This window comes from Vibrio sp. J383 (genome assembly GCF_023503985.1).
Classification (GTDB): Bacteria; Pseudomonadota; Gammaproteobacteria; order Enterobacterales; family Vibrionaceae; genus Vibrio; species Vibrio splendidus.
The window spans coordinates 1,581,394-1,607,400 of sequence record NZ_CP097294.1; the positions used below are offsets into that span (position 1 = coordinate 1,581,394).

23 protein-coding genes are annotated in these 26,007 nt (G+C 41.5%); 9 read left to right on the plus strand and 14 right to left on the minus strand.

Features of this window, described 5'->3' with window-relative positions:
• The first annotated feature begins 3 nt into the window (after positions 1 to 3).
• Positions 4 to 1,455, plus strand: a complete 1,452-nt coding sequence (focA, locus tag M4S28_RS23450) for a formate transporter FocA (protein ID WP_017082281.1) — start codon at positions 4 to 6, stop codon at positions 1,453 to 1,455.
• A 316-nt stretch (positions 1,456 to 1,771) separates the two neighbouring features.
• Here focA and M4S28_RS23455 read toward each other — a convergent pair whose 3' ends face one another.
• The 3 genes from M4S28_RS23455 to M4S28_RS23465 form a co-directional block, all read right to left on the minus strand.
• Positions 1,772 to 2,341, minus strand: coding sequence for a YceI family protein (locus tag M4S28_RS23455; RefSeq protein WP_004730890.1), 570 nt, complete (start codon positions 2,339 to 2,341; stop codon positions 1,772 to 1,774).
• Positions 2,338 to 2,877, minus strand: a complete 540-nt coding sequence (locus tag M4S28_RS23460; protein ID WP_123300908.1) for a cytochrome b — start codon at positions 2,875 to 2,877, stop codon at positions 2,338 to 2,340. Before M4S28_RS23460 ends, M4S28_RS23455 begins: the two co-directional genes overlap by 4 nt.
• Before the next feature lie 185 nt (positions 2,878 to 3,062).
• Positions 3,063 to 3,308: a DUF2164 domain-containing protein gene (locus M4S28_RS23465; RefSeq protein ID WP_004730892.1), complete on the minus strand. Its 246-nt coding sequence runs from the start codon at positions 3,306 to 3,308 to the stop codon at positions 3,063 to 3,065.
• Between the two features lie 285 nt (positions 3,309 to 3,593).
• On the opposite strand from M4S28_RS23465, the gene M4S28_RS23470 reads away from it, so the two are divergent.
• Entirely contained in the window at positions 3,594 to 4,229 is a 636-nt protein-coding gene (locus M4S28_RS23470) for a hypothetical protein (RefSeq protein ID WP_017081124.1), read from the plus strand.
• A gap of 575 nt (positions 4,230 to 4,804) precedes the next feature.
• Positions 4,805 to 5,542 carry an EAL domain-containing protein gene (locus M4S28_RS23475; RefSeq protein WP_102450658.1) on the plus strand — a complete coding sequence of 246 codons (738 nt, stop codon included), beginning with the start codon at positions 4,805 to 4,807 and terminating at the stop codon, positions 5,540 to 5,542.
• 220 nt (positions 5,543 to 5,762) lie between these two features.
• Here the strand turns inward: M4S28_RS23475 and M4S28_RS23480 are convergent, their stop codons facing one another.
• The 3 genes from M4S28_RS23480 to M4S28_RS23490 are packed head-to-tail and all read right to left on the minus strand — an operon-like array spanning position 5,763 to position 10,962.
• Complete coding sequence (locus M4S28_RS23480) at positions 5,763 to 8,822, minus strand: efflux RND transporter permease subunit (protein WP_108149679.1); 3,060 nt, start codon at positions 8,820 to 8,822, stop codon at positions 5,763 to 5,765.
• Positions 8,819 to 9,874 carry an efflux RND transporter periplasmic adaptor subunit gene (locus tag M4S28_RS23485; protein ID WP_249633010.1) on the minus strand — a complete coding sequence of 352 codons (1,056 nt, stop codon included), beginning with the start codon at positions 9,872 to 9,874 and terminating at the stop codon, positions 8,819 to 8,821. Before M4S28_RS23485 ends, M4S28_RS23480 begins: the two co-directional genes overlap by 4 nt.
• A complete protein-coding gene (locus M4S28_RS23490; RefSeq protein ID WP_249633011.1) occupies positions 9,874 to 10,962 on the minus strand; it encodes an efflux RND transporter periplasmic adaptor subunit in 1,089 nt (362 codons plus the stop codon). The genes M4S28_RS23485 and M4S28_RS23490 overlap by 1 nt, the downstream gene beginning before the upstream one ends.
• A gap of 150 nt (positions 10,963 to 11,112) precedes the next feature.
• On the opposite strand from M4S28_RS23490, the gene M4S28_RS23495 reads away from it, so the two are divergent.
• Positions 11,113 to 11,853 (plus strand): TetR/AcrR family transcriptional regulator, encoded by a 741-nt coding sequence (locus tag M4S28_RS23495; protein ID WP_017081129.1) that lies wholly within the window; start codon positions 11,113 to 11,115, stop codon positions 11,851 to 11,853.
• A 126-nt stretch (positions 11,854 to 11,979) separates the two neighbouring features.
• On the opposite strand, the gene M4S28_RS23500 is transcribed toward M4S28_RS23495, so the two are convergent.
• The 3 genes from M4S28_RS23500 to M4S28_RS26480 form a co-directional block, all read right to left on the minus strand.
• A complete protein-coding gene (locus M4S28_RS23500) occupies positions 11,980 to 13,251 on the minus strand; it encodes a DEAD/DEAH box helicase (protein WP_249633012.1) in 1,272 nt (423 codons plus the stop codon).
• 57 nt (positions 13,252 to 13,308) lie between these two features.
• The gene (locus M4S28_RS23505; RefSeq protein ID WP_249633013.1) at positions 13,309 to 13,920 is read right to left on the minus strand and encodes an acyl carrier protein phosphodiesterase; all 612 of its coding nucleotides are present in this window, start codon (positions 13,918 to 13,920) and stop codon (positions 13,309 to 13,311) included.
• 174 nt (positions 13,921 to 14,094) lie between these two features.
• The gene (locus M4S28_RS26480) at positions 14,095 to 14,223 is read right to left on the minus strand and encodes a hypothetical protein (RefSeq protein ID WP_004730901.1); all 129 of its coding nucleotides are present in this window, start codon (positions 14,221 to 14,223) and stop codon (positions 14,095 to 14,097) included.
• Positions 14,224 to 14,669: 446 nt separating this feature from the next.
• Here M4S28_RS26480 and M4S28_RS23510 point away from each other — a divergent pair, with 446 nt between their 5' ends.
• On the plus strand, positions 14,670 to 15,893 hold the full coding sequence (locus tag M4S28_RS23510) for an aromatic amino acid transport family protein (protein WP_249633014.1): 1,224 nt from the start codon (positions 14,670 to 14,672) through the stop codon (positions 15,891 to 15,893).
• Positions 15,894 to 16,041: 148 nt separating this feature from the next.
• Positions 16,042 to 17,466, plus strand: a complete 1,425-nt coding sequence (locus M4S28_RS23515; protein ID WP_108214371.1) for a methyl-accepting chemotaxis protein — start codon at positions 16,042 to 16,044, stop codon at positions 17,464 to 17,466.
• A 502-nt stretch (positions 17,467 to 17,968) separates the two neighbouring features.
• On the opposite strand, the gene M4S28_RS23520 is transcribed toward M4S28_RS23515, so the two are convergent.
• From M4S28_RS23520 to M4S28_RS23530, 3 genes are all read right to left on the minus strand, one after another.
• On the minus strand, positions 17,969 to 18,694 hold the full coding sequence (locus tag M4S28_RS23520) for an HAD-IA family hydrolase (protein ID WP_029222642.1): 726 nt from the start codon (positions 18,692 to 18,694) through the stop codon (positions 17,969 to 17,971).
• Between the two features lie 305 nt (positions 18,695 to 18,999).
• Positions 19,000 to 20,808: an HD domain-containing phosphohydrolase gene (locus M4S28_RS23525; RefSeq protein WP_249633015.1), complete on the minus strand. Its 1,809-nt coding sequence runs from the start codon at positions 20,806 to 20,808 to the stop codon at positions 19,000 to 19,002.
• Positions 20,809 to 20,868: 60 nt separating this feature from the next.
• Positions 20,869 to 21,363, minus strand: coding sequence for a hypothetical protein (locus tag M4S28_RS23530; RefSeq protein WP_249633016.1), 495 nt, complete (start codon positions 21,361 to 21,363; stop codon positions 20,869 to 20,871).
• A gap of 248 nt (positions 21,364 to 21,611) precedes the next feature.
• On the opposite strand from M4S28_RS23530, the gene M4S28_RS23535 reads away from it, so the two are divergent.
• The 3 genes from M4S28_RS23535 (at position 21,612) to M4S28_RS23545 (ending at position 24,133) form a co-directional block, all read left to right on the plus strand.
• Positions 21,612 to 21,728 carry a lipoprotein gene (locus M4S28_RS23535; protein WP_445329543.1) on the plus strand — a complete coding sequence of 39 codons (117 nt, stop codon included), beginning with the start codon at positions 21,612 to 21,614 and terminating at the stop codon, positions 21,726 to 21,728.
• Between the two features lie 82 nt (positions 21,729 to 21,810).
• A complete protein-coding gene (locus M4S28_RS23540; RefSeq protein WP_249633017.1) occupies positions 21,811 to 22,275 on the plus strand; it encodes a CreA family protein in 465 nt (154 codons plus the stop codon).
• Positions 22,276 to 22,408: 133 nt separating this feature from the next.
• Complete coding sequence (locus tag M4S28_RS23545) at positions 22,409 to 24,133, plus strand: DUF262 domain-containing protein (protein ID WP_249633018.1); 1,725 nt, start codon at positions 22,409 to 22,411, stop codon at positions 24,131 to 24,133.
• A 392-nt stretch (positions 24,134 to 24,525) separates the two neighbouring features.
• On the opposite strand, the gene M4S28_RS23550 is transcribed toward M4S28_RS23545, so the two are convergent.
• Positions 24,526 to 24,774 (minus strand): hypothetical protein, encoded by a 249-nt coding sequence (locus tag M4S28_RS23550; RefSeq protein WP_249633019.1) that lies wholly within the window; start codon positions 24,772 to 24,774, stop codon positions 24,526 to 24,528.
• A gap of 38 nt (positions 24,775 to 24,812) precedes the next feature.
• A complete protein-coding gene (locus M4S28_RS23555; RefSeq protein WP_249633020.1) occupies positions 24,813 to 26,000 on the minus strand; it encodes a phospholipase D family protein in 1,188 nt (395 codons plus the stop codon).
• Positions 26,001 to 26,007: the final 7 nt, after the last annotated feature.

Below are 26,007 nucleotides of genomic sequence, written 5' to 3' on the forward strand. Positions count from 1 at the left end.
GATATGGCAACCAGCACTTCTGAAAATCAGCAACTGTTCTCGCCAACAGAAATGATGGCGGAAGCCGAGAAGTTTGCATTAAGCAAAGCAAATAAAACCAGCAGCATGACATTGAGTTTGGCAATCATGGCTGGCGCATTCATCGGGCTTGCTTTTTTATTCTACATCACGGTGACCACGGGTAGCGCTGATGCTGGATGGGGATTGAGTCGTTTAGCCGGCGGTCTTGCATTCAGTATGGGGTTAATCCTGATTGTGATTTGCGGTGGCGAGCTGTTTACCAGTTCAGTGTTATCAAGCATTTCATGGGCTAACAAGCAGATAACCTTCACCAAGATGTTGTCTATCTGGGGCAAGGTCTACGTCGGTAACTTTATCGGTGCCATGTTCCTATTGGCTTTGGTAAGCGCAGCAGGCTTATATCAACTGGATGGCGGGCAATGGGGCTTAAACGCTCTGAACATTGCTCAACACAAGCTACACCACAGCCCTGTTCAAGCTTTTGCTTTGGGTGTGCTTTGTAACTTATTGGTGTGTTTAGCGATTTGGTTAACGTTCAGCTCTGCGAACGCCATGACCAAAGCAATGATGACCGTATTACCCGTTGCAATGTTCGTTAGCTCAGGCTTTGAACACTGTGTGGCGAATATGTTCATGGTTCCACTAGGCATCACGATTCAAACATTCGCACCAGAGAGTTTTTGGATGCAAATCGGAGCAACGCCTGCTCAGTACGCAGACTTAAACATCATGAAATTTGTCACCGCAAACTTAATACCAGTGACAATCGGCAACATTGTAGGTGGTTCAGTATTGGTCGGCTTAGCCAATTGGAGCATTTACCGTCGCCCGCAGCTGAAAGCAGCAAAAATTACAGCAATTACACAAACAACAGAAATTACGTCAGTTAAGGAAATCACTATGAACACAGCAACGACTATCAAGCAAATCATGAACACTCAACCAATTACACTGAGCGTAGAAATGCCTACATCAGTCGCAATTGATTCCCTTCTAGACGCTCAACTTGTTAGCGCTCCTGTTTGCGATGTTGAAGGTCGTCTAGTGGGTATCTTCTCTGTTCACGACGTAATGGTTGACCTTTGGTGCCAAGATTACATTCCGACAAAAGGTCAGAAAGTCGTAGACCTAATGAGCCGTGACGTTGTGGCTATCGATGCAAACGACAAGTTAGTCGACGTTGCTGAGTTCCTATGCATCGACAAAGAACAACTGTACCCGACTACAAGCATGGGCTTCGCAACTCGCCTGACTTCTCTTTCTCTAGAAGAGCGTGCAAAAGCGATGAAAGTAAGCCAACCACATATGCTGCCAGTGTTAGAAAATGGCGTAATGGTCGGTGTATTAACTCGCATTGAAGTGATGCAAGCACTACGTCCAATCTACGGTGACCGACTAAACGTGGTTCCTCAAACTGAACTAGAAACGGCTTAACTAATCGTAAGTTGAACTATTAGGGATCAGTAGTTCAATTAGATAACTCAGTCATGGCAACGTTGACTGGCAGAAGTAAATGGTGGCTTAAGACGCTGTAAAAGGTTTGACACAAAACAGACCTAAACGCGTGGCCATTTACCTCAATAAAAAAGGCGCAAAGTGAAAACTTTGCGCCTTTCTCTATTTCTAGCGGTTTTGCTACTTTCCCTATTGCCAACTAGCTAACTGCTGACCTTGTTAGTATCGACCAAACTTTTGATGTTTCTAAAAAATGTTGATACCTGTCAGAGAGGTAGAAAACTAGAAAGCTAGATTACTTCTTTACGCCTTCAACGTGTAGATCCATATCTACATAGCTTGAAGCGCCCATTACTGGAATGTTGAAGTCAGCAAGCTCTAGACGAGTTGTACCAACGAAACCAGCACGCTCACCGCCCCATGGGTCTTGACCAGCACCAATGAATTCAGCTTCGATAACGATGGGCTTAGTTACGCCATGAAGTTTAAGGTCACCCATTACTTCAAGTTTGCCGTCACCTTTATCAACCACTTTCGTGCTGTTGAATGTAGCATCAGAAAACTTGCTTGCATCGATGAAATCACCGCTACGGATGTGCTTATCACGTTCTGCGTGGTTTGAGTCAAGACTTGTAGTATCAACCGTTACGTTTATTTTAGACGCTTCAACGTTGCTTTCATCAAATGAGAAATCACCTGAGAACGTGTTAAAACGACCTTGGATAAAGCTGTAACCTAGGTGGCTAACTTTAAAGTTAACTGAAGCATGCGCACCTTTTGTATCAATCACGTAATCGGCGGCGTTCGCAGCGAAAGGCATTGCCATAGCAAGTGCTAATCCTGTAGCGATAATTGACTTTTTCATTTTGAAGCTCCTATCATTTTTCGTAGCGTATCGTCTTTGTCGATAACGTGGTGTTTTATCGCCGCTAAGGCGTGCACTGATGCCATAATGATCAGTACCCATGCAGCATAGTAGTGAATCGTTCCTGCGAAATCCGATTGGTTTTCAAATAGCTCACCCATACTTGGAACAGTGAACCAATTAAACACGTCGATCCCACGGCCATCTGATGTTGAAATCAAATAACCTGAAATAAATAAAACCGCTAGGTTAATGTACATAAAGCCGTGCGCTATCTTAGCGGCTGCAACTTCATAACTTTTGCCTTCCACCTTAGGTGACGCGGTAACTAGTTTCCAAAGCAAACGGAGAACAGTAACTGTAGCCAAAAGAATGCCTACCGAACGGTGGTAGTCTGGCGCTGTTTTGTACCACTCGCTGTAGTATGAAAGATCAACCATCCATAGACCTACACCAAATAAGCCAAATATTGCGAGTGCTGAAATCCAATGCATTGCTCTTGCTAAGGGATTGTAATTTTTAACGTTGTTGTCCATGCATCTGTTCCGAATGTTAACGAGTCGTGTAATTTTGAAAAGCGTACCCTACACTAAGTTTGTGTAACATATTATTTACCAAGCTTTACATTAGTTACATCATTTCAAATTAAACAAGTTATTCAAAATTTTTGAACAAGTTGCTTTATTGACAAATTTCTTTGTCGAACAATCGCTTGCTGTGTCTATATTTCAACGATTTGTTCAATTTCATAGAGCTCATCTGAGATATCTAACATTTTTCGTTCCATGACTTTCTGAGCATCTTCTATCCCCTTGTTGTAGTATACCGCACCAAACTTTTTACTAATGAAGTCGACCAAGAATTCCGTGTCGAACTGACCAAGATCTACATCGAGTTCATCTTGCAGGTACTTTTGTAATGTATGAGTGAGCTCAGACTTTTGTTTCGAATCTAATTGAATGGTCATGAATGTGTCCAAATAAAGAGTAAGTAAAACAATTGTGATTAGCTGACTACGATTAGGTTAACTATCGATAACTTTACTAAGTCACCATGAGCCTGCTAACTCACTATTATTTCTCATAATTTAGATTACAGACCCGTAGAGCGCCAGTGCTATCCATAAAAACGCTCTGCAATGGCTAATTTTGATAGAGGGATCATGAACTGGCACTTTGACGATAGGTAATGGCACTGCAATTACCGTACTATTGCCCATCAATAAGATAGTAACTGTGTATAAGGGACTTCATTGTTATTAGATCTAGTGATTAAAAGCGTCAACCAGTTTCAAGACGATTGCCTAAAGCTTTGTGAACGCCACTACCCTACGGTACACAATCAAGGGATCAGTGAGCACCATATAGGAAAAGCTTTTGCTCGACGAATGGAGCACACCTTCGTTAGCTTTAATCATGCAAGCAACATCAGCCCGCTCGAAATGCTTTCTTCTGGTGAAACCCCTCGACACTTCCGAATCTCCTCGGAAATAGGAACGGTTTGGATGATCAGCCACCACATGGTGAGCGCGGGAAAAACTTGTCGTAGAAAGTTGATGTTGGACATTCATAACTGGCAATCAGAGTATGGATTTGCAATCCAACCCAATGACGTTTTGATCATTGTATCCGACCATTGGATAACCCGAAGTAAAAACAGCGGTGAACTATTGCATTGGTGGATGGGAGAACTCCCAGACGAGATAACCGAATACAGCCAACAAGGCATCACCCTAAGAGAGAGCGAGTCTCAATTTGCCGCTGATTTGAATATTAACTTTAAAATTAGCCCCTGTTTTATTAAATTTGGCCACCCGTTAAAACGGTCAGGAAATCATCAGTTAGTACGTAAATATCTGCAACTTTATGCGGTACTTCAATGGCAGTGATAATACGGGTCAACTTTTTCATTCAATATTGAAAGTAAATTGTTAGACCTTCATCCCAGTATTTTATAAAAGACAACTCATTCCCTGTTCATTAATTATTCGAACTTCCTGTTTTAATTATTAATAGCCTATCGACTCACAGTCTCGATTTTGAGAGATAGATATCATTTCTGTGTAACTCGCTTAGTCAATCTATTTTATAACTTTGACACTCCCCCATAATTTAAGCCATTAACCCTACTTTTCTCTGGTGTATCAGCGTTCTAGCCTTATATTGGTTGGGGTTAATATGTGAGACGTTACTCAGCCATTGGATTCACTTAAACTATCAAATACAGTCAATGATAAGTAAATTTAATGGTTAATGTCATTTATCATGCTGATTTTTCGTTAGTTATTTTAATTTAAATATTGACGTTACAAATGAATTTTTATTAATTGACAATTTAGTAACACCTGTCAATATTGTGACAGCCGTGACGTATATTCTCGTCATTAAATAAACACCTTTATTAGCGACTATGATTTTATCAGACAGAAGTGAATTTGTTAGCTGTATATCTGTGGATGCCGATATGCAGTTTATTGCGAAATATCAAGACCTAACACTTAGAAGTGTCTACCAACCTATATTTGATTCTTCTATGACTCAGATAGGTGTAGAGGCTTTAGTTCGAATTTCGAACAGCAAAGGTGCCATTGTTCGCCCTGATCACTTCTTTCATTCCGACGAAACCTCATGCACAGACAAAATTAATGTCGAGAGGCTGAGCCGAGCCATTCATATACGCAACTTCGCACAGTCGACTATTCGTCATTTACACCTATTCTTGAATGTTCTTCCTAATGTTGGCGAGTTATTTGCTGCAGAGAAAGTGAGCGATAGCTTGTTAGCTAAGCGCCTGCATGAGCTTAACTTATCGTGCGAACAAATTGTGATGGAGTTGGTCGAGCTTAATGTAGAGAGTGAAGAACGTTTGAAAGACGCGGCCCATTCATTAGCGGAAAATGGTTTTCAAATCGCTGTTGATGATTTCGGAACACAAGCGTCAACAGAACAGCGGGTTCGCCATATTAATCCTCATATCATCAAGATAGATCGCTCTGTGATGTTGGATTTTGAACAAGGCGACACATGTGAAATGGAATTGGCCCTAAAGCTTGCTACACAAATCGGTGCGAAGACAGTAATCGAAGGGATAGAAACCCAACAACAACTCGCAGCGATGCAAAATTTAGGCTTCGATATGTATCAAGGTTATCACTTAGCCATGCCAAAGCCGATTGAGTTGGATATTCGCCTCGCAATCTAGAACTGCCCTCTATTCTCTATTCTCTATTCTCTATTCTCTATTCTACAGGAAGCCGCTTTACCATTGGTTAGTGGCTTTTTAATACCTATCTCTTTCTTAACGCAACGCTCGGTGACGCTATAGTCTCTTAGCACGATCTTGTATCGCCAAGTCACACCCATAAAAAAGCCCAGTCAAAACTGACTGGGCTGGCTTAAAAGAATCTGTTTTATATCAATCCCTAATAACCCGCAGTGGACGGTTTGATTCTATATAGAATAGCGAACATCACTGGTACTACTATTAGCGTTAGTACGGTAGCAAAGCCTAAGCCTGCCATGATGGTAATCGCCATTGAGCCGAAAAATGCATCGAATACCAAGGGAATCATCCCCAAGATAGTCGTCAGTGCTGCCATAGATACCGGTCGTACACGACTGATCGCGCTGTCTACAACCGCTAGGTATGGGTCTTTACCTGTTGAGAGTTCGGTGTTGATCTGGTCAAGCAGGACGATACCGTTTTTCAAAATCATGCCGCTTAGGCTCAGTAGGCCAAGGAACGCCGTGAAGCTGAATGGCATATTAGTCCCTAGCAGACCAATCGAAACACCAATGATAGAAAGTGGTACCGTAAACCAAATCACAAGTGGCTTACGAAGCGAGTTAAACAAAAGCATGGTGATGATAAACATCAACAAGTAACCCATTGGCAGTGAACCAAATAGAGATTCTTGTGCATCTTTCGAACTTTCGTACTCGCCACCCCAGCTAATGTTGTAACCTGCTGGTAGCTCTAATGCTTCTACCTTTGGTTTAACACGAGCAAACAAGCTAGCCGGCGTTTCATCACCCAATACATCGTGATCAGCCAGTACGGTTAGCGTACGTTTTCTATCACGACGTTGAATCAGTGGTTCAGACCATTGAAGCTCTACACCATCAATCACTTGTTCAACTGGAATGTAGGTTTGCAGCGATGGGCTCCAAATCTTCACATTGTTTAGTGATTCAAAATCAAAACGCTCTGCTTCAGGTAAACGCGCAACAATAGGCAACATATGAGTACCATCACGCAGTAAACCGATGTTGTAGCCACCAAACGCCATTTGTAACGTCTCGGACAGATCCGTCTTTGAAATACCAAGACGACGAGCCTTTGATTCGTTAAACAGTGGCACTAGCTCTTTGGTACGTTCACGCCAGTCGTGACGAACATTTCGAGAGCCTGGGTCCGCTAACAAGATATCTTCCACTTCAACCGCAATACTGCGCAAGATTTGTGGGTCGGCACCACTAATACGAGCCTCGATTTTTGAAGCTGGTGACGGGCCAAACTCAATCAATTTGAATTGGAACGTAGGTTGTTCAAATTTGTTGGCTAAGTCCTTGTCTAACTCTTCTAGGACTTCGAACATGGTGTCACGGTCAGTGGTTCTAACTTGTAGCTGACTATAGGCTTCGTAACTTTTCTCTGGTTGATATGTCAGCGCAAAACGTTGCATACCCTGCCCAACCGTTGTTGTCACAAACTCCACGTCATCTTGTTGACGAATGTAGCTCTCAACCTTTTCAGTTTGTTTGATCGTTTCACGTACATCCGTACCTTCTGGCATCCACATGTCTACATAGAACATTGGCGTATTTGATGGCGGGAAGAACTGCTGCTTCACCATACCAAAACCGACAACGGAAACTGCTAATAGCGCGACCATACTTACTACAGTAAGCCATCTAAATCGAAGCGCTACTTTCAGGCACGCACCAAATACAACGAACAAGATGCCTTTGTAAGGGTCTACGTTTTCATCAACCTTGTCTTCTTCTTTAAGCAGCATCTCGGCAAGGAATGGCGTTAGTGTTAGTGCTGTTACCCAACTCAAAAACAGTGAGAAACACAGTACCCAGAACAGCGAACCCATGAACTCGCCCGTTGCATCTTTCGACAAACCAATCGGTGCAAACGCTGTGATAGCGATAATGGTCGCACCTAACAGTGGCCATTGTGTTTGTGTCACGATGTCTTTCGCTGCTTGAAGCTTGGTTTTACCTTTTTTCAGGCCAACCAGAATACCTTCAACGACAACAATTGCGTTATCCACCAGCATACCAAGCGCGATGATCAATGCGCCAAGTGAAATACGGTGCAGTTCAACATCGTTGTAGTCCATCAGAATGAACGTACCGAATACAGTCAGCAGCAGAACCAAACCAATGATCAAACCACTGCGTAAGCCCATCGCGAACAGAAGTACGATGATAACAATTGCGACCGCTTCCACTAGGCTGATCAAGAAATCAGCAACCGACTTGTCCACTTCTTGCGCTTGGTTGTAGAAGTAATTCAACTCAACACCGGCTGGCTTAATGCTTTCTAAACGATCAAGTTCCGCATCAAGCGCATTACCGATTTCCACCACGTTTACGCCCGAAGAGAACGCAATGCCTAGGTTGATTGCTGGTTTGCCGTTATAAGTTAATACATTCCCTGGTTTTTCTTGGATTCCGCGAGTGACCTCAGCGACATCTTTTAAGCGAATTAGGTTACCTGTATCGCGGCCATGAATGATTAAGTTTTCTAGTTCTTCAACCGTACTTAAAGTGCCATTCGGTTTGATCGTTAGGTTTTGGCCATTGAGCATTACCTCACCGGCTGACACCACACTGTTTTGTTGTGATAGCAGTGATGTAACCATCGACATATCTAGATTCAGCGCGGCTAAACGCTCAAGTGACATCTCAACAAACAATTGCTCTTGTTGGTCACCTGCAATGCTTACTTTGCCTACACCGTCGACCAATTCGATTTCACGGGTTAGATAATCAGCATATTGTTTAAGCTCAACGTAATCGTAGCCATCACCCGTCAACATGATCATCACGCCAAACACATCACCGAAGTCATCAATGATCTGAACTGAGTTAACACCACTAGGTAGCGTGGGCTGTAGATCGTTGATCTTACGACGCATTTCATCCCAGATTTGTGGTAGCTCGTCTGGACCGTAGTCCATCTTCATGCTCACCATAATTTGAGACATACCATTCGACGACGTTGAGGTAATCTTGTCGATATAAGGCAGCTGTCTTATCTCTTTTTCAAGCGGGTAAGTCAGCTCTTCTTCAACTTCCATTGACGTAGCGCCAGGGTAAGTTGAAATAATCATTGCATCTTTAATGGTAAAAGCTGGGTCTTCCAAACGGGATAGATTACCAAAAGACGTCACGCCACCAATGGCCAATATGACGAGAAACAGCCAGCTGATTACTTTGTTTTTTATTGAATATTCTGCGATGTTCATTCTGCTTTTCCTGACAATTTGATTCCGTCACGGAGTTTTCTTAGATTCGAGTTTACGAGTCGATCACCTTGCTCAACACCGTGAGCAATTAATGCGCCTTGGCCACTGATCTTGTCGACTTCTACTTCGCTTTTGAATGCTTGTCCGTCTTCCATTTTCCACACATAAAACTGATTCACTTCAGAACCCGCTTCTAAAGTTGTCATTGGTAATTGGTAGCCTTGAACATCGCTCAAGCCGGCTTTCGCCATATCCACGTTCACCGTAACGCTGGTGCCCGGCAGGATTTCGTTTTTAGGTTGTTGCATCTGCATCCAAAATTCGTAAGTACGCGATTGCGGGTGCAATTCACTGGTGTGCTCCAAATACGTCAGTGGATATTGGCCAGTGTGACCGCCAAAGGTCGCCTCAGGACGATAGCTATTTGAACGCATGTCTGGACTGATCGATGCCAAGATTGAATCTGATACTTGAATTCGTACATACACCTTATCGTTCTGGTACACGCTCAATAGTGTTTCACCCGTTGTCGTGTTTTCGAAACGTTGCTTGTCCACGGTAGAAACGGTCCCGGAAAATGGCGCTAAAAGCTCTGTGTAACTTAGCTTGCGTTCTGCAGCTGCCAAATTCGCCGATGCCAGCTTATAGTTAGCCGTTAGTTGGTCTAACTCTGACTGCGACAACATCTTGCTACCAAACATCTCCGTACCACGGGCCAACTGCTTGCTCGCCAGTTTGAATTGAGAGTTAGCATCAGTCAGATCTTGGAGATACGTTGCGTTGTCTAAGGTTGCAAGTAGCTGGCCTTTTTCGACGTTGTCACCGGCTTCTACCAAGACTTGTTGGATTTCGCCTGCGAGCTTAAATGCCAATGGGGTCAATTCAGCGGGCATTACCTGACCGTTAAAACTTCTGAATTGATCAGTCAGCGGCGCGCCAACTTCAAAGGTAGAAACTAGCAGAGGGGGTTGTTCACGGTGTACGGCTTCACTGTTACAGGCTTGAAGTAACATAGCCGACGTGACAACAATTGATAATTTGGAAAGGTTCATTAAATACCGCCCTCACGTAACCAAGCTTTTACTTGCTGCCCATCGAATAACACATCCACACCCGCTTCAACGATAAGGTCGCCAGACGACAATCCATCAATAACCTTGCCTTGCTCATCAAGAAGGACTTGTACTTTAGAAATCAATTGAGAATCAGGGTTATAGCGCCATAGCTCACCATGGTCAGCTTCTTTGGTTAACCAAGCTGAATCAACAATGCCAATACCGTAGTCAGATTTATGCTTCTGAACTTCAACTTGCGCTGTCATCCCAGAAAGTAAATTGATGCCTTCCGGCTTTTCGATAGATACAACCGCTTGGTAGCTGTTGGTGTCTTCATCTGGTTGTGTAGAGATTTCTTTAAAGCGAGTCGGGATACGAATACCACGGTGGCTATCCATCACAACCCACATGTTTGAGCTCGTTAGGTCTTGAATAGAACGATCTTCAAGCTTTGATACTGGAATAGAAAACGTCACGTCCATTTCACTGTGATTCAAAATATTCAGTACAGGCTGCTTTTCTGCGATCAATTGATATTGTTTTCCAAACACCATCGATACCACGCCATCGAATGGAGCAACTAAGGTGGTGTAGCCAAGGTTTGTTTTTGCTTGGTCCAACTCAACGTCAGCGGCAGTAAAGGTGTTCACGGCTTGGTCGTAGTAATCGGTACTGACTAACTTTTTCGCGTACAACTCAGAAGCTTGTTTGTATTGGCTATTCGCAAGATCAAATTTGGCTTGTGCTGCATCAACCGCAATACGGTAATCCGTCGCATCTAATACGGCGAGCACCTGACCTTTATTCACTTCTTGTCCCATACGAACATCGAAGGTTTCAATGTCGCCTCCTACTTGGAAGGAAAGCGCAGCACGGTCGGTTGCATCCACTTTTGCGATAAAGCTATCAAGCTCGATATCCGTCTGCAAAGGAATCTCAAACAGCTTTACAGGCTTAACAACTTGAACCGTTTCTTCTGACTGAACCTTATTACATCCGGTCAAAGAGCCTGCGAGCAATAGTGCTGCAATCACAGCTCCCATGCGCTTGCTCGATATGGCATTGATAGACAAATTGGACTGCATGATGTCTCTCCATTTAATTATTATGATTTATTACACAGATGGGCAGTATATTCAAAATTCCGTAATCCACAAGCTTTACTTTCCACCTGTGCAGTATTTTTTATTTGAGTAAAAACAGTGTAGAATGTGGTAATCAGGTAAATGTGTGAAATGAAGATGACTGAAAAGAAACAAGGCAGAAGAAGCGCAAAAGACGCTGAAGAGACGAGATTTTTGATCATGGGTGTTGCTGCGGATATGTTCTGTGAGCATGGTTATGATAGCGTTTCGCTTCGTAACATCAGTGAAAAAGCAGGTGTATCGCATAGCCTTATTCGCCACCACTTTGGCAGCAAAGAAAAAATTTGGCATGCGATAAGCGATTGTTTACACGCCTATTTTCAGTCTTATATTGCTAAGATAGTGGAAGAGTTACCAAAAGGCGTCGCACCAAACATTACTATCTATTTATTTAGTATGCGCCTCTTTAGCAACATGATTCACTCACGAAAACCGATGCAACTTATCACTGACTCTGTTCGCCAAAAAGACAACTTGGTCGATTACTTTATCGACAATGTTGGCGATGTCGAAAAAGAAATAAACATGTTAGCTGAACAATATAACGATGCGAATCCAGAGAACTTGATCAACATTTATGAGATTAAGTGGCAAATGATCATGTATGCGCACGGAGCGGTATGCCTAACTCCCTTCATGGAGAGCACTTGGAATGAAGGCGATATGGTCACCTCGCCCGAAGATGCCCTACTTAAGCATTGGCAGCTTTTCAACACGCAGATGGTCAGCAAGTTTAGAATCGAAGACCAATGGGTGCTAAACCCAACTAGCCTAGAAGAGCTAATTTATGAAGTGCCCTGTGTATGGAAGTGTAATCAAGAACATCATTAATCCAGTGTTTTATCTTCCTTGGTCGTAAATTGATTTACTTGAAACAAAAATGCGCCGTTACAGAACCAACTGTAACGGCGCATTTTTATATCTATAGATCTTTAAACTGGAGCTTTGTCTAGCTTGTTAGCGACGTGCTTTACCGCGGTTTTGGTGAATCTTAAGCTTCGCTTTGATCTTACGTTTTTCTGATGAACGACTTTTACTGCGACCACCGCGATCAGGGGCTACATCTTTTTCTAGGCTTGGTTCAAAGCCCTCTAACCACTCTTGAGGCAAGCGAGTATCAAGTAAGCGTTCAATGTCACCCAATAGGTACGCTTCATCCTGACTCATCAAAGAAATCGCTAAGCCGGTATTACCTGCACGGCCAGTACGTCCGATGCGGTGTACGTAATCTTCAGCTTTAAATGGCATGTCATAGTTCACAACTTGTTCTAGCTGCTGGATATCAATACCACGCGCTGCCACGTCGGTTGCAATCAACGCTCTCACCTTGCCTGATTTGAAATCGTCCAGTGCTTTTTGGCGCGCACCTTGGCTCTTATCACCATTGATTGATGCCGCTTTGATGCCGTCTAACTTAAGCTCTTTAACTAGAGCATCAGTACCCTGCTTAGTTTTCGTGAACACCAACACTTGTTGCCAGTTTTTTGAGCCAATCAAATAAGCCAATAGTTCACTTTTACGCGATTTATCAACCGGATAAACCATCTGGGTAACGGTGTCAGCGGTGCTGTTTTTTGGCGTAACTTGAATTTCGCTTGGTGACTGCATCATTCGATGTGCAAGTGCTTTAATTTTATTGTCGAACGTCGCAGAGAAGAACAGCGTCTGACGTACGTCATTCATGCGAGAAAGAATGCGTTTGATGTCAGGCATGAAGCCCATATCTAGCATGCGGTCTGCTTCGTCTAATACCAGCACTTCCGTTTGGCTCAACATAATGTTCTTAGTGAACATATGGTCAATAAGACGACCAGGCGTCGCTACAAGAATGTCGGCGCCTCCGCGTAAGTTATCGGTTTGAACCTTCATGCTAACGCCGCCGTAAGCCACCACAACTTTAATATCGGTGCCTTTCGCATAACTCGTTACGTTATCAAACACCTGTTGTGCCAATTCACGCGTTGGCACTAACACAAGTGCACGAACGAGCTTAGGATTCGGAATAACATTGTCTTTAGTCTCGATTAATCTTTGAATAATCGGCAAACCAAACGCCGCGGTTTTACCGGTACCCGTTTGCGCACCAGCCAGTACATCTTTGCCTTCCAATACCAATGGAATAGCATGTTCTTGAACACTAGTCGGAGCCGTAAAGTTTAGCTCTGATAGCGTTGTAAGAAGTTGCTCAGACAATCCTAGTTGGTTAAAAGATTGGGTAGATTCAGACATAGTATGATGCTCAAAGATTAAATAGGCGCGGATTGTAGCAAACCTGCATTACGCTGTTTACCTTTCCTTTTGATTTTTCTTCATTTGAAGTGCATTAAACTGCTTCGCTTCTTCCAAAACGTTAGGATACAGCTCATTAAAGTGACACTGCAACGTATCATAGTGACGTTCGAGGTCGTCGTAACAATTTTTGAGCATCCCTAGCTTGGGCCTTCTCAAAGCCATACGTTGCAATACCACTTCTATGGAAGACATGTCTTGATAGCTTTCCAGCCAACGTTGTTCAGCCATCTTCTGATGAATCGTAATGAAGTTCTCAGGCCAGTGTGGCTCTTGATGTTCAAAGATCTGTTGATGACTATCGAAACAAAAACGCTCTAACGTATGCTGCGAGAACTGAGTCCAATGATTGGCTAAGCAGTGATCCCAGAATACATCCAGTGCAATAGGTGCAAAGCGACGCGTTTGGTCTAAAAAAAGCGATTTTGCCGATCGGGATACATCGTGGCGGTCTGTGTAACTATCCACAAATCGATGAAGTCTTATTCCGTCTGAAAGCGAGGTTGAATAGTGTTTATTAGGGTCGCCTTTAACGAAGTCACCTAACAGATTACCCGCTAAGTTACTTTTACAGTGTTGAGCGATGTGGAGATGTGCGAGAAAGTTCATTGAACCTCATTAAAGTATCGAGAACTAAGTAACATGGTAAACGTACTCGTTTATCTTCGCGAACTTTAATGAGGATAGTTTTGTTATGACGTGTGAGCGAATGAGATTTGCTCAGTTTAAGAATTGTCTAATTTGAGAACGTTGAACTACAGAAACCTTTAGTTCAGGTAAAACCTAGTTTGAAGACTTGAAAAGCTCTTCTGCTAATTGTTTAACCGCCTGCTCGTAGTCAGATAAATCAATGCCAATTTCCATGGCATCTAACAACTCAAGACTTTCGTCATTAAAAGATTGGTCACTCATAGTGCCCCCTCTATTCCTTGATGCGGACATGATGTCCGATTAACTAGTGCACCATCTTGGACTTATATTATGTCACTTTGATGAACGCACTCTACTCTACCCATTCCATATTTATAGCTTGAAGCTACTCGCGATCATTAGCGCTTGTTTACGCTAAAGGGGTATACGCGAACGACATATGTACTGTCACCTTACACCAAGTACAACAAATTACTCTACAAATTTTGAAGCAGATCATGGTCAAACGTTTGCTTCGGGCATTTAAGTGCTTCCAGCCCACCAATCGTAAAATATAGTTTACAGTGGATATTTTTAATTACATTGGGCATTGCATTTGGAATTAAACTCAATCAGAATACTTAAAAATCGAGATATTCTTTGGGTTTATGCGCTTAAGCTAGAAGAATTACAATGAAAACACACCCTAACGTAAAGAATTATATACAATGAATAAATCAAAGGTTTTTGGTAGTACTTTGATCATTGCAGGCACCACTATTGGTGCTGGCATGCTCGCTCTTCCACTTGCTTCTGCAGGTATTGGCTTTTCAACCTCACTTTTTCTAATGCTGGGCTTATGGGCCCTAATGGCCTTTACTGCATTGTTAATGGTAGAACTACATCAATTCGCTGATTCTGACGCAACCCTACACACGCTAGCTGACAAAATTTTAGGGACAAAAGGTAAGTGGACCGCTAGCTTTGCAGTTATGTTCCTTTTCTACGCTCTGTGTGCAGCTTATATTGCAGGCGGTGGTGCGCAGTTTAATCAACGTATCTCGGATATTTCAGGCATTGAGCTTAATGGCCAAATCACAACCCTTCTATTCACAATGTTAGTTGCTGGCGTTGTTACGATTGGTACGCACAGTGTTGATAAAGTTAACCGCGTTTTATTCGGACTTAAACTGATTGCGATGGTACTGGTACTCAGCTTCCTAGCACCAAACATCACCTCTCAATACCTAATGAGCATGCCTTTACAGCAAGGGCTGATTGTTGCAGCGATCCCAGTTGTGTTTACCTCTTTTGGCTTCCACGGCAGCATCCCTTCAATTGTTCGATACCTAGATGGTGACGTTCGCTCTCTACGTAAGGTCATGATTATTGGCTCTGCACTGCCTTTGGTCATCTATGTTTTCTGGCAGAGTGTAACTCTAGGTGTGATTAGCCAAGAGCAGCTTTTGTCGGATACAAGTTTGGGCGCACTATTAGTCTCATTGTCACAAACCGTTCATCAATCAAACCTTAGCGTGATCGTTGGCGTATTCGCAGACCTTGCACTGCTGACTTCTTTTATTGGTGTGAGCTTGGGGTTATTTGAATTCATGGGGGATTCACTGAGCAAGAAACTAGGCAGTGCAAAACGCGTTAAAACGGCCGCTATCACTTTCTTACCGCCATTAGGTTTTGCCTTGTTCTACCCACAGGGTTTCATTACAGCTCTGGGTTACGCAGCCATAGCACTTTCAGTGCTCGCAATTTTGCTGCCGACAGTGATGGTATACAAGATTCGTTACACGGATTTCTCTGTAGAACCTCAAGGTACAGAAGCGACTTACCAAGTGCTCGGTGGAAGTAAAGCGTTGTTTTTAGTTGGCAGCGTAGGCGTGTTTATCATTGCGATTCAAATCCTTATTTCAGTAGGGCTATTGCCTTCTCTGGGCTAATAAACCCATAGAGAACAAAAATACTTGATAGATGTCTCATAAACGATATGTTGGTATCATTAATTTTCACAATTAGTCGATTAGCATCACATTTTTATTGAGGTCGGTTATTTAGAGTCCACGGTAAAGGATTTACCGTGGAGTTTTTATGAAAGAAGTACAATTTCGAACGATAGATAAACTGTTTATTAAAATGTCTATCAACGACAAATTTTGGGTCATTTTCTTGATCTTTTTTGCCGCTGTGGCAAGCCTCGCTGGCCTCAACTACGTCAACAATATGGAACAAATTGACGCGAGTGCAAAACAGCAGGTTGAATATCAATTGCAAGGTATCTTATCAGCGTCAGATTCCCCAGCTTCCGTTCGTTCAGTTAGCCAACAAACACGTCCTCAAGAAACAACCATATTGAAGAATGGTGCAGTTACAGCAACAGCCATTGCACAAGATGGTAACTACTACTCTCTTACCGTTTCAAATCTCGATACACAGAATCAAAAGCAGCAAGCACTGTACTCTTTATTACTCAGTTTTTTGTGGTGTGTGCCTTTTGGTCTTTTCTGTTACTGGGTGGCTACTTTTCTAGGCGGTGCATTGTGGGTGCTTTACTCAACTACTCAAAAAATTGGTGATGGCGACTTAACATCACGCCTTGGTTTCCACCCAGGACGTGATGAGTTCGGTACGATTGGTTGTGCACTTGACCGTTCAATGGACACGCTTAGTGAGCTAGTCAACAACGTAAACCACAGTGCAGCGACACTAAGCGAAACATCGGCTTCTTTCGAAACTGAGATGAAGCGCAGTGAAACACAAATCATGAGCCAGAATGCGTCTCTAGACTCTGTTGCTACTGCCATGGATCAAATGACCGCTTCAGCCAATGAAGTCTCTAACATTTCAGCACGTTCAACTGAACAAACTGAACAAGACGCGCAGCAAATCAACGACAGCCATACGAAAGTTCAACAAGCCATCTCAGAGATCACCACGCTCTCTTCTTTGATTGAGCAAACCTCATCTTCAGTTACCAGCTTGAATGTGAACACGAGTCAAATTAATGAAGTGATCACGACGATCAACGCTATTTCAGAGCAAACTAACTTGCTTGCACTGAACGCGGCGATCGAAGCTGCTCGTGCGGGTGAACAAGGCCGTGGTTTCGCTGTCGTTGCTGATGAAGTACGAACGCTTGCAAGTCGCACTCAGTCGGCTACGGTTGAAATCCAAGCAATGATTGAACGCTTACAGCAAGAGAGCCAAAATATCGCTAAGATCACCGAGCAAACGGTCGACCAAGCGCAAACAAGCAGCCAACTAATTTCAAACATTGGGGACGATGTAAACTCGATTGCTGACTCAGCTCAAGCGCTAATGGATATGAGTATTCAGATTGCAACCTCAGCGGACGAGCAAAGCAACGTAGCGAACACCATCGCAGCTGAGCTTAACGATATTCGCAGTCAATCCGATGTGATTAAAGAAGTGGCTCAAAACTCTTCAAATGGCGTGTCGACACTGACAGACGCATCAGTTTCTTTGTCTAAAACTTTGGCAAGATACCGCACTTAGGTTTGAGTGATGACTTAAGCTAACCATTAAGCTAACCAAGTTAAATTCAGCGAAACTAAAAAGGACTCATCATGAGTCCTTTTTTATCGACGTTCGTTTATAGCAACGTCCGCCAATAGTAAAGCCCGTTAATAGCAACTTTCACTAATAACAACTTCCGTTAATAACAGCTTCCTTTAATAACAACAATAAACACATGGTCTTTAACGATGAGATTATCATTACCATGAAGCAAGTCGCAAAGGCGAGATTATCAAGTGTCAAAACTGTCTAATATTCGAGCTTAGGGGTAATCTAATTAAACGGGTCTTTTTTCGCTTACCCTCTTGCTGCAGGTGACACATAATGAATAAAAGAGAAACACCAAACACCGACGACATTACATGCCCTTTATGCCAACACGACGAATATCTACTCTCAGAAAGTGGAGAAAAGTTTACTTGTGCATCTTGCGGTTTTCACACTAAACAATTTAGTAAGGTAGTCAGCCTTCAGCTAGGCTCTACCCCACCAAAGCTGCAGGGTTCGGTATTCCACCATTTGAGCAGTGTTTGCCATTAATCCAAACCGAAATCTCTTCCAAACTGTAGATATCCTGAGCCGCTACCTCTGATGAGTCGGCTTCGGGATCTACGATTGATTCATTAATACTTGGGCGCAATCGGAATGATTGAATACCCGCACGAACACCCGCTTCAATTCCTTTCAAAGTATCGTCCACATAGATACACTCATTGGGTAAAAAGCCCATATTCATGGCTGTATACATAATCAGGTCAGGTTCTGGCTTCCAGCTGTTGGCATCAAAAGCTGAAAACACTTTACCTTTAAAGTCGTCGAGCATTCCTGTCATTGCCAATGAAGATTCAACCCGAGACTTAGGCGCATTAGAAGCGATACAAAATTCGATGTCCTGTCGCTTTAGGAATTCAATGAGCTCGATGGCACCATCCATCGGCTTTAAATGACGTTGGAACAAAGCTTCTAATTCAATACGATATAACGGCTCAAGCGTATCAATCGAGATAGATAGCCCTAAACGTTCTTGTGTATCCATTAAGATGTCGGCCAGCTTTCCACCTTGAAAGTGCGCATAGCAGTCATTAACGTTTAGCTCCGCCCCAAAGCCGGTGAATACATTCACCAAGGCTTGGCAACACAGCTTTTCGCTATCGATGAGTGTTCCATCACAATCGAAAATTACACATTTAGTCTGTTCTAACCGCATAGCTCTCTCACTCGCATTGAATTCAAGTTTTATCCTATAGTGTTCTTTCAATGCGCGGGATGATTAAGATAACAGTTTACGGACACAGGCTTATTTCTCTTCGCGAAATATGGGCTTGATCACCTTATGGCTCGACATAAGCAACAGCTTTCATCAAATTAAACCATAATCTGCAAAACCAAATACTGCAAGGTTTACATAAACGACTTAATTTCAGTGGAAAATATAAATTGCCACGTCCTAGTCGGATTAGGGTGAATTGATAAAGAAACCAAGACTTGTAGACTATTCAGATAGAGCGAGAGTTAGCTAACAACCGACTCTTCTAGAATCTTAACTTCAATCGAAGGTACAGACGCATATTCTACAGTTCCAGTATCGGGATACGAATCTCGGATAGCGACAAACTCGGGCAGGTGTTTCAGTAGCAGTTTGGTTAACTGAGGATCAAATTGATAGCCACACTCTCTCTCGAACAAGTCGACCACCATCTCTAATGGCCATGGATCTTTATAGCAACGAGCACTAAGCAATGCGTCAAATACATCGGCTACGGCAGTGATACGAGCAAACAAGTGAATTTGTTCACCTACCTTGCCATTAGGGTATCCAGCGCCATCCCAACGCTCATGATGTTCGTTAGCAATGATTGCCGCGAGGTTGGTAATATCACCCGCTCCGCTCTTCAGTAAATTGTAGCCCGCAGTGGTGTGAAGTTTCATTACATCCCACTCTTGGTCTGTCAATTTACCTGGTTTATCTAAGATAGATTCCGGAACCGAAATCTTACCGACATCATGCATTGGGCTGATGATCTCAATCATCTCGACCTCGCGATGGCTCAAGCCACGATACTTAGCAAGCAAAGCGGATAACTTGGCTACACGCTTAACGTGATTCCCCGTCTCACCAGAGCGAGTTTCAATGGCTTCACCCAGCACATGAATCATGTCTTTTTGAACATTCAAAGTTTGTTTCTGTAGTGCAAGGATTCGCTTGTTCTTTTTTGCCAACTCTTTCTTTTGGCGCAGGGTAATAAATTGCATCACGATAATCATGCTCAGCCCTGTAATGACCATGATTAAGCCCAACAACAATTGAAAGTTCTTTTGTAAAAAGGAGGAAGGCTCGTTAACAATCACAGATCCTGTCGGCAGTACATTATCACCAATAACAAACTTTTTAAGCGCCGGATAATTGAAAACAAAACGCTTGTTGTCACCGGGAACTAAAGGTGTAGAAAAATTAAGAGGCACATACTTATCCAATGCACTAACGGCCTCTTCACCCATACTTCGTGAGTGGTTTACATAACCTCCGAGTACATCACCGACTATATTAAACTGCCATAACGCAAACACTGGTGCGGCGCTCGATGCAGATAAGGTTTCCGCGACCTCTTGATAGGTATGATATACACCTTGATCTAACTCAGTATTGTAGTGGCTCAGTAAGACTGCATCGTCAGCAGATACCCCTTTCAAGAACTCACTTGTTTGCTTGAGCGACAAATCGCGTATTTCGACCAAATTAATCGATGGAAAGTCTGCCATAATACGGCTTATATCTTTACGGATTAGCTCAGAAGTGACACTGTAATCATTGATGAAATAGAGGTTCTTTAGATTAGGTCTTAGTTTAGAGATCAGCTTAATATTGACGTCTATCTGATCGTTCTCATAAAGCACAGTCGCTCTATCAGACACCGCATACATATCGGTGCTTATGTCGTTGATACCCGCCGCAACAATAGGTGTCGCACGGTCAATCAACGCACTCAGTGATTCAAGGAAATTAGCCGCGTTATCGTCAGTCGCAATAACCCCATCAAATTTATAACCTGCGTATTTGGCTTGTAAGTAATCGGCGAGAGAGTCGTAGTACTCAGAGCTATGGACGCGCTTTGTATCTAAATACTCGATTGAGAGTTTCACTTCGGTTTGAGATTGGCTGAACGCACTGTCTATCCCTTTCTGAAAGTCAGCAGTCCATTGGTAAGAAGGTTCGTATGAGTGTAAAACTAGGATGCGTTTGATATCCCAGTCGGTAGCAAAACTGACTGTAGAAAAAGCGCTAACACACAATACAGCGATTGATATCAATAGCTTGTACATACAAAACCCTTTATAAAAGATGGGGTATTGTACTTAGATTAACGCTTTCTCAAAGAATCTTTAGTTCTCGACCCACACTTTATCGTGAGAAGCATGATCTTGTGCCCAAAAATCATGTAACTGCTTGGCAAAGCCCTTGATATCTTGACCGTTTTCAATAATCACGTCGGAGATCAACAGAGAGTCTTCCACTTCTGTGACAATAGCACTCGCCACAACATCACCATTTTGAGTTCCAATGTATAAAACATGCTCATCAGATAACATAATCTGACTCAAGAACTCAAGCATATATGCCCTTTCGGTTTCATCGTGATAAACACTGGCTTGGTTAAGTGAAAAAAGTACCGTCAGTTTATGGAAATCGACTTTATGCAGTTCATCAATTTGGGAAGGAATTTGATCTTGAGCGAGGAGTTGGTAATTCTTGGATGGGAGTCTGCTTTTATAAAGTTCTCGACCTAGCAAGCTCTCCTTTGCGGGATAAGCAATGTCGAGTTGGCTAAACAGCCATTGGTTTTTCTTATGTGCGCTTTCAGGTATTTCGTTATTCATTCTTTTAGTACCTAAGATTAGTAACCCCAAATATCACAGTTATTTGGGAGACATATGGTCGGCGTAGGAGCCGAGCTACATGCAGGAAGGATACAGAGCATGACTAACGCCAACAAGTACTTTAAATGCTTCATATTTTTCATTCTCTCATAACATCCTTTAAGAACTCGGTGAAAAGCTCTACACTCGTATTCAAGCTTTCAATATCCTTATAGTAAACAGAACTATATAAATAAAAAGGACTTCTTATGAAAAAAGCCTTAATAGCAGCAGGTATCATCACAATGTTGGCAGGCTGTTCGGACAACGAGGTTGGCGACGTCTCTTTGGGATTCTTCACAATGAAAGATAAACACCTCTTTTAGACACCATTATACACTCCCAAAACAGATTGACTACTGTTTGTGCTACAATCAGAAAATTATGCTATACAACAGGGATTTATTGATGAAAAAAATATTAATGGCGATCTGCATGACTACTCTACTTTCAGGCTGTTCTGATAATGAGGTAGGTAGTGTAGATTTAGGGATTTTTTCGTTAAAGGATATTTCGTTAAGAAATTTAAATGATGACAAAATATCAGGAGTAACTTGTCATATAGCTTCAGTTGAAGCAGACTTTTCTCTCGCAGATCCGAGTGATAGTTCTATCTCTTGTCGTCAGACTGGTGAAATTACACCTGAAATGATCGCCACAATTGATAAATCAAAATCAGGTGAAGTGGTTTTTAAGCAATCTAAGAGCATCTTCTTCAAAACGATGAAAGTCAGACGCATCTATGACGCAGAGAACCAAACCCTACTCTACCTATCATATACGACCAAAGAGACTGACAGTAGCTTTAAGCATAGTTTATCTACCGTTCCATTGTGGGGAACGAAAGCATATGTAGAGCCAACTCCAAATTAAGCTGATGTTGAAGAAGACAATAAATGAGTGGCTGTCAATTGTCTTTAAGTTATAGAACTTTTGTTTATGTTGTGAGGGTTAAGGGTATAATAAAGAATTGAAAATGAACTAATCCGTAGCATAAGGAAACTGAATGTCATTTGAAGCTCCTATCACTATTGCAGAAGCTATAGATAATATAGAAAAACAAAAGTACCTTTTACCATCTATACAACGTGAGTTTAAATGGAAGCATGAAAAGATTGAATGGCTCTTCGATTCGATTATGCGTAACTACCCAATCAGCTCATTTCTTTTTTGGAGAGTCGAATCCGATACTAAAAATAAGTTTAAGTTTTATAAATTTATACGCAATTTTAGACAACGATACAATACTCATAACGAAGAAATAAATACATCTGGCCATAATGATTTCCATGCTGTTCTGGATGGGCAACAGCGTTTGACATCACTCTATATCGGACTTAGAGGCAGTTATGCATTTAGAAGACCTCGATTAAAAGAAGAAAATAGTGAACGTGTTTACCCTACTCGTCACCTCTATTTAAACCTGACTAAACCACTTGTTAATGAAGAAGATGGTAGAGAATATGAATTTAAGTTTTTAACTGTGGTTGATGTTGAGAAATCCTCTGATCAATGGTTTAAAGTTTCAGACATCTATGGACTAAGCGATGACTTTGAGTTTAACGAGTATTTAGATGATAATGGTTATAAAAATAACCGTTTTTCTTACCAATCACTTTCTCGATTAAAAAATGTGATTCACTCTCAAAGGCTCGTCAATTTCTTCCTTGAAAAAGATCAAGATATAGATAAAGCATTAAATATATTCATTCGAATTAATAGCGGTGGCGAACCTTTAGATTTTTCTGATCTAATCATGTCAATTGCAGTTGCCAATTGGGAAACAAAAAATGCTCGAAAGTCAATACACAGCTTAGTTGATACAATAAGAGATAAAGGCTTCTATGTATCAAAAGATATTGTCCTAAAAAGTTTCTTATATTTGCATAGTAAAGATATAAAATTTAAAGTTACTAATTTTTCTAAGACAAATGCAGAAGATTTTGAAAATGAATGGGAAAACATTAGGGATGCAATATTAACAACATTTGATCTAATAAAATCTTATGGCTTTACTGACGCAACATTAACATCAAAGAACGCTGTTATCCCGATAGTTTACTACATCTATCACAGAAATTTTTCTGAAAACTTTGTTACTAAGTCTTCTCATAAAGAAGACCGAGATATCATTAAGAAATGGTTACACACAACTTTAGTTAAGCGTTTATTTGGTGGTACATCGGATTCAGTTTTAAATCAAATCCGTAAAGCCTTTACATCAGATGTATCAATCGCCCCCATAAGTGAAGATCTATCAGCTTTCCCAGTAAACACTATTAATAAAGAAATTAGAAAAGATACAGGTATTAGTGAAGAGTTCATTGATGAATTATTAAACACTCAATATGGTAATAAATATGCATTTTCTCTTTTAGCATTGCTTTATCCAAACCTTGATTATAAAAATAATAATTTTCATAAAGATCACCTACATCCAGAATCATCTTTTCATTACCTTAATGATTCTGACATATATACTCATGGTTGGAGTTCATATAACTCTCTCAGAAACATACAAATGTTAGATGCCAACGAAAATATGTCTAAAAATGATACACCATTAGCGTTATGGGTAGATCATGAAGTTAAAAAATCTGGAATTATCAAAGAACAGTTTTTATTGGCACACCACATTCCTGATACAGATCTTAGCCTTGAAAATTATGACCAATTTGTAACCTTACGCTCAAACATTTTAGCTTCTAAGCTAAAAAAACTGCTAATGTAGTTATACTTCATAATAAATGGTTAATTCAGCTTGAAGTATAAAACTACATTAACCATAGGTGAAAGAAGCCACTCATTTGAGTAGCTTCTTTCGTTCACAAAACTGTGTAGATCAATTTCTTATCTACTTCAGTCAACTCCAACAAACCTTTTGATACCGCCCTTGTGCAAACGTTTTTAGCTCTCCAATTGCCCCAATATAGTTTTCTTTGAGCTTGGGCTACTGAAAACGACTTATTAAATTTTTCTTCATCAATCAAAGTTGATAAGAGTAATTCATCATTTGTTTGACTAATTCAATTGCGGTTTGTACGGACTGATTGTTAGTTTCATAACTATAACCACCAGAAGACGGGGGCAATTATTTATTAGACATTGAACACAATTTTAGTTTTAATCCCAAGGGATGTTTCCGTGTTTATCTCTAAAAGTGAATGCAATTGCATGATAGATCACAGGATCTTTCTGTTCCCAATGACGATAAGCCGCAGCTACGCCAGAAGCTAACCCTCTGTTATTACCATATGCAACTCCCTTATCCTCTAAAATTGCATTCAAGGCAGAAAGGCTTATCGTGATTTGCTTTGAGTATAAGGCAATTGCTAACTCACCAATGAAATCGTATATCTCTGTTTTTGTCATATGATCTAAGCCCTTATTTAGTAATTAGCTTGTGGTGCTTACTCTTCTTCATAAAAAATACAGTCCAGTAAAGCTACGCGCCCTTTCCAGATTTGATCCTCAAAGTCATCGCTCGGCTGATTTTTTTCATACCACAACGAATCATGAATTCGACTGATTAACTCTGACCAATAACGCTCATATGTCATACCTGAAACTTTGATACCGAAATCAGAGCACATTGCTTTATTATTTTTCGAATCAATACACACAAAGAAGTCAGGACGTTTCATCGCTAATAAACGACTTGCTATGCTGATACCATCTCGACCATTAGGGAAAGCTTTCTTAAACGATTCAACATATCCATTGTATTGTGACAGTGTAATCTTGCCGTATTGAGGGATGTGATCTAATGCTTCGGATATGTAAGGGTTATTGTTGTTTATATTGCTGTGATATACCCCAGCTCCTTTCATACTTCCAAACCAACCCCAATTTTCATGTGTATCATTGGGTAAACCAGCAATGGTCTTTCTTGCACCAAGCGGCATAGCTTCATAGGTATCGTATTCTTGGAAATAGCCTTGAATAACGTCCAGTAGCTCTAAACGCTCTTCAATTGCATGATTGACATCCTGTTGAACCCTTTCAACATAATCAGACCAACCCATTTGCATAACAACACTGTCAAACAATAGTTTTGTAGTTTTAGTCGAACCATATTGTCCACTAAGCTTATCCAATTTCGATTTTTGCTTCTTTTGGTACACACTGTATGTATGTACATACCCATCACTTACTGAGATACCAAGATCATGATATTCACTCAGTTGATTTATTATCTGCTCTAATGTAGAGCCATCTGCATCATCTTTATCCGTAAGATGTACGTTCATCTCATTGTTTACAGTAAATGCACCATTAGTCATGTTGGCACTACCGATAATTGCTTCCCACTTACTACCTGTTCGGAAAAAATAGAGTTTTGGGTGAAACACTCCGCTTGGCTGCATCACGAAGTGAACTTGAGCACTTTCGACAAATGCTCTCAATACATCTGGATCTGTTTGATAGAAATGAGTGCCAATTGTCGATTCGGCTATCTTCTCTCTGTTACTTAATAAAGCATCAAAGAACTTTGTGCCAGCCGAAGCCCAAGCTACCGCTATTGAAATTTGTTCGTATTTATTTGCTAACTGGATTAGTGTCCTTTCCAGTGATTTGTTATTTGTGATTAGTTTCATAATTGAC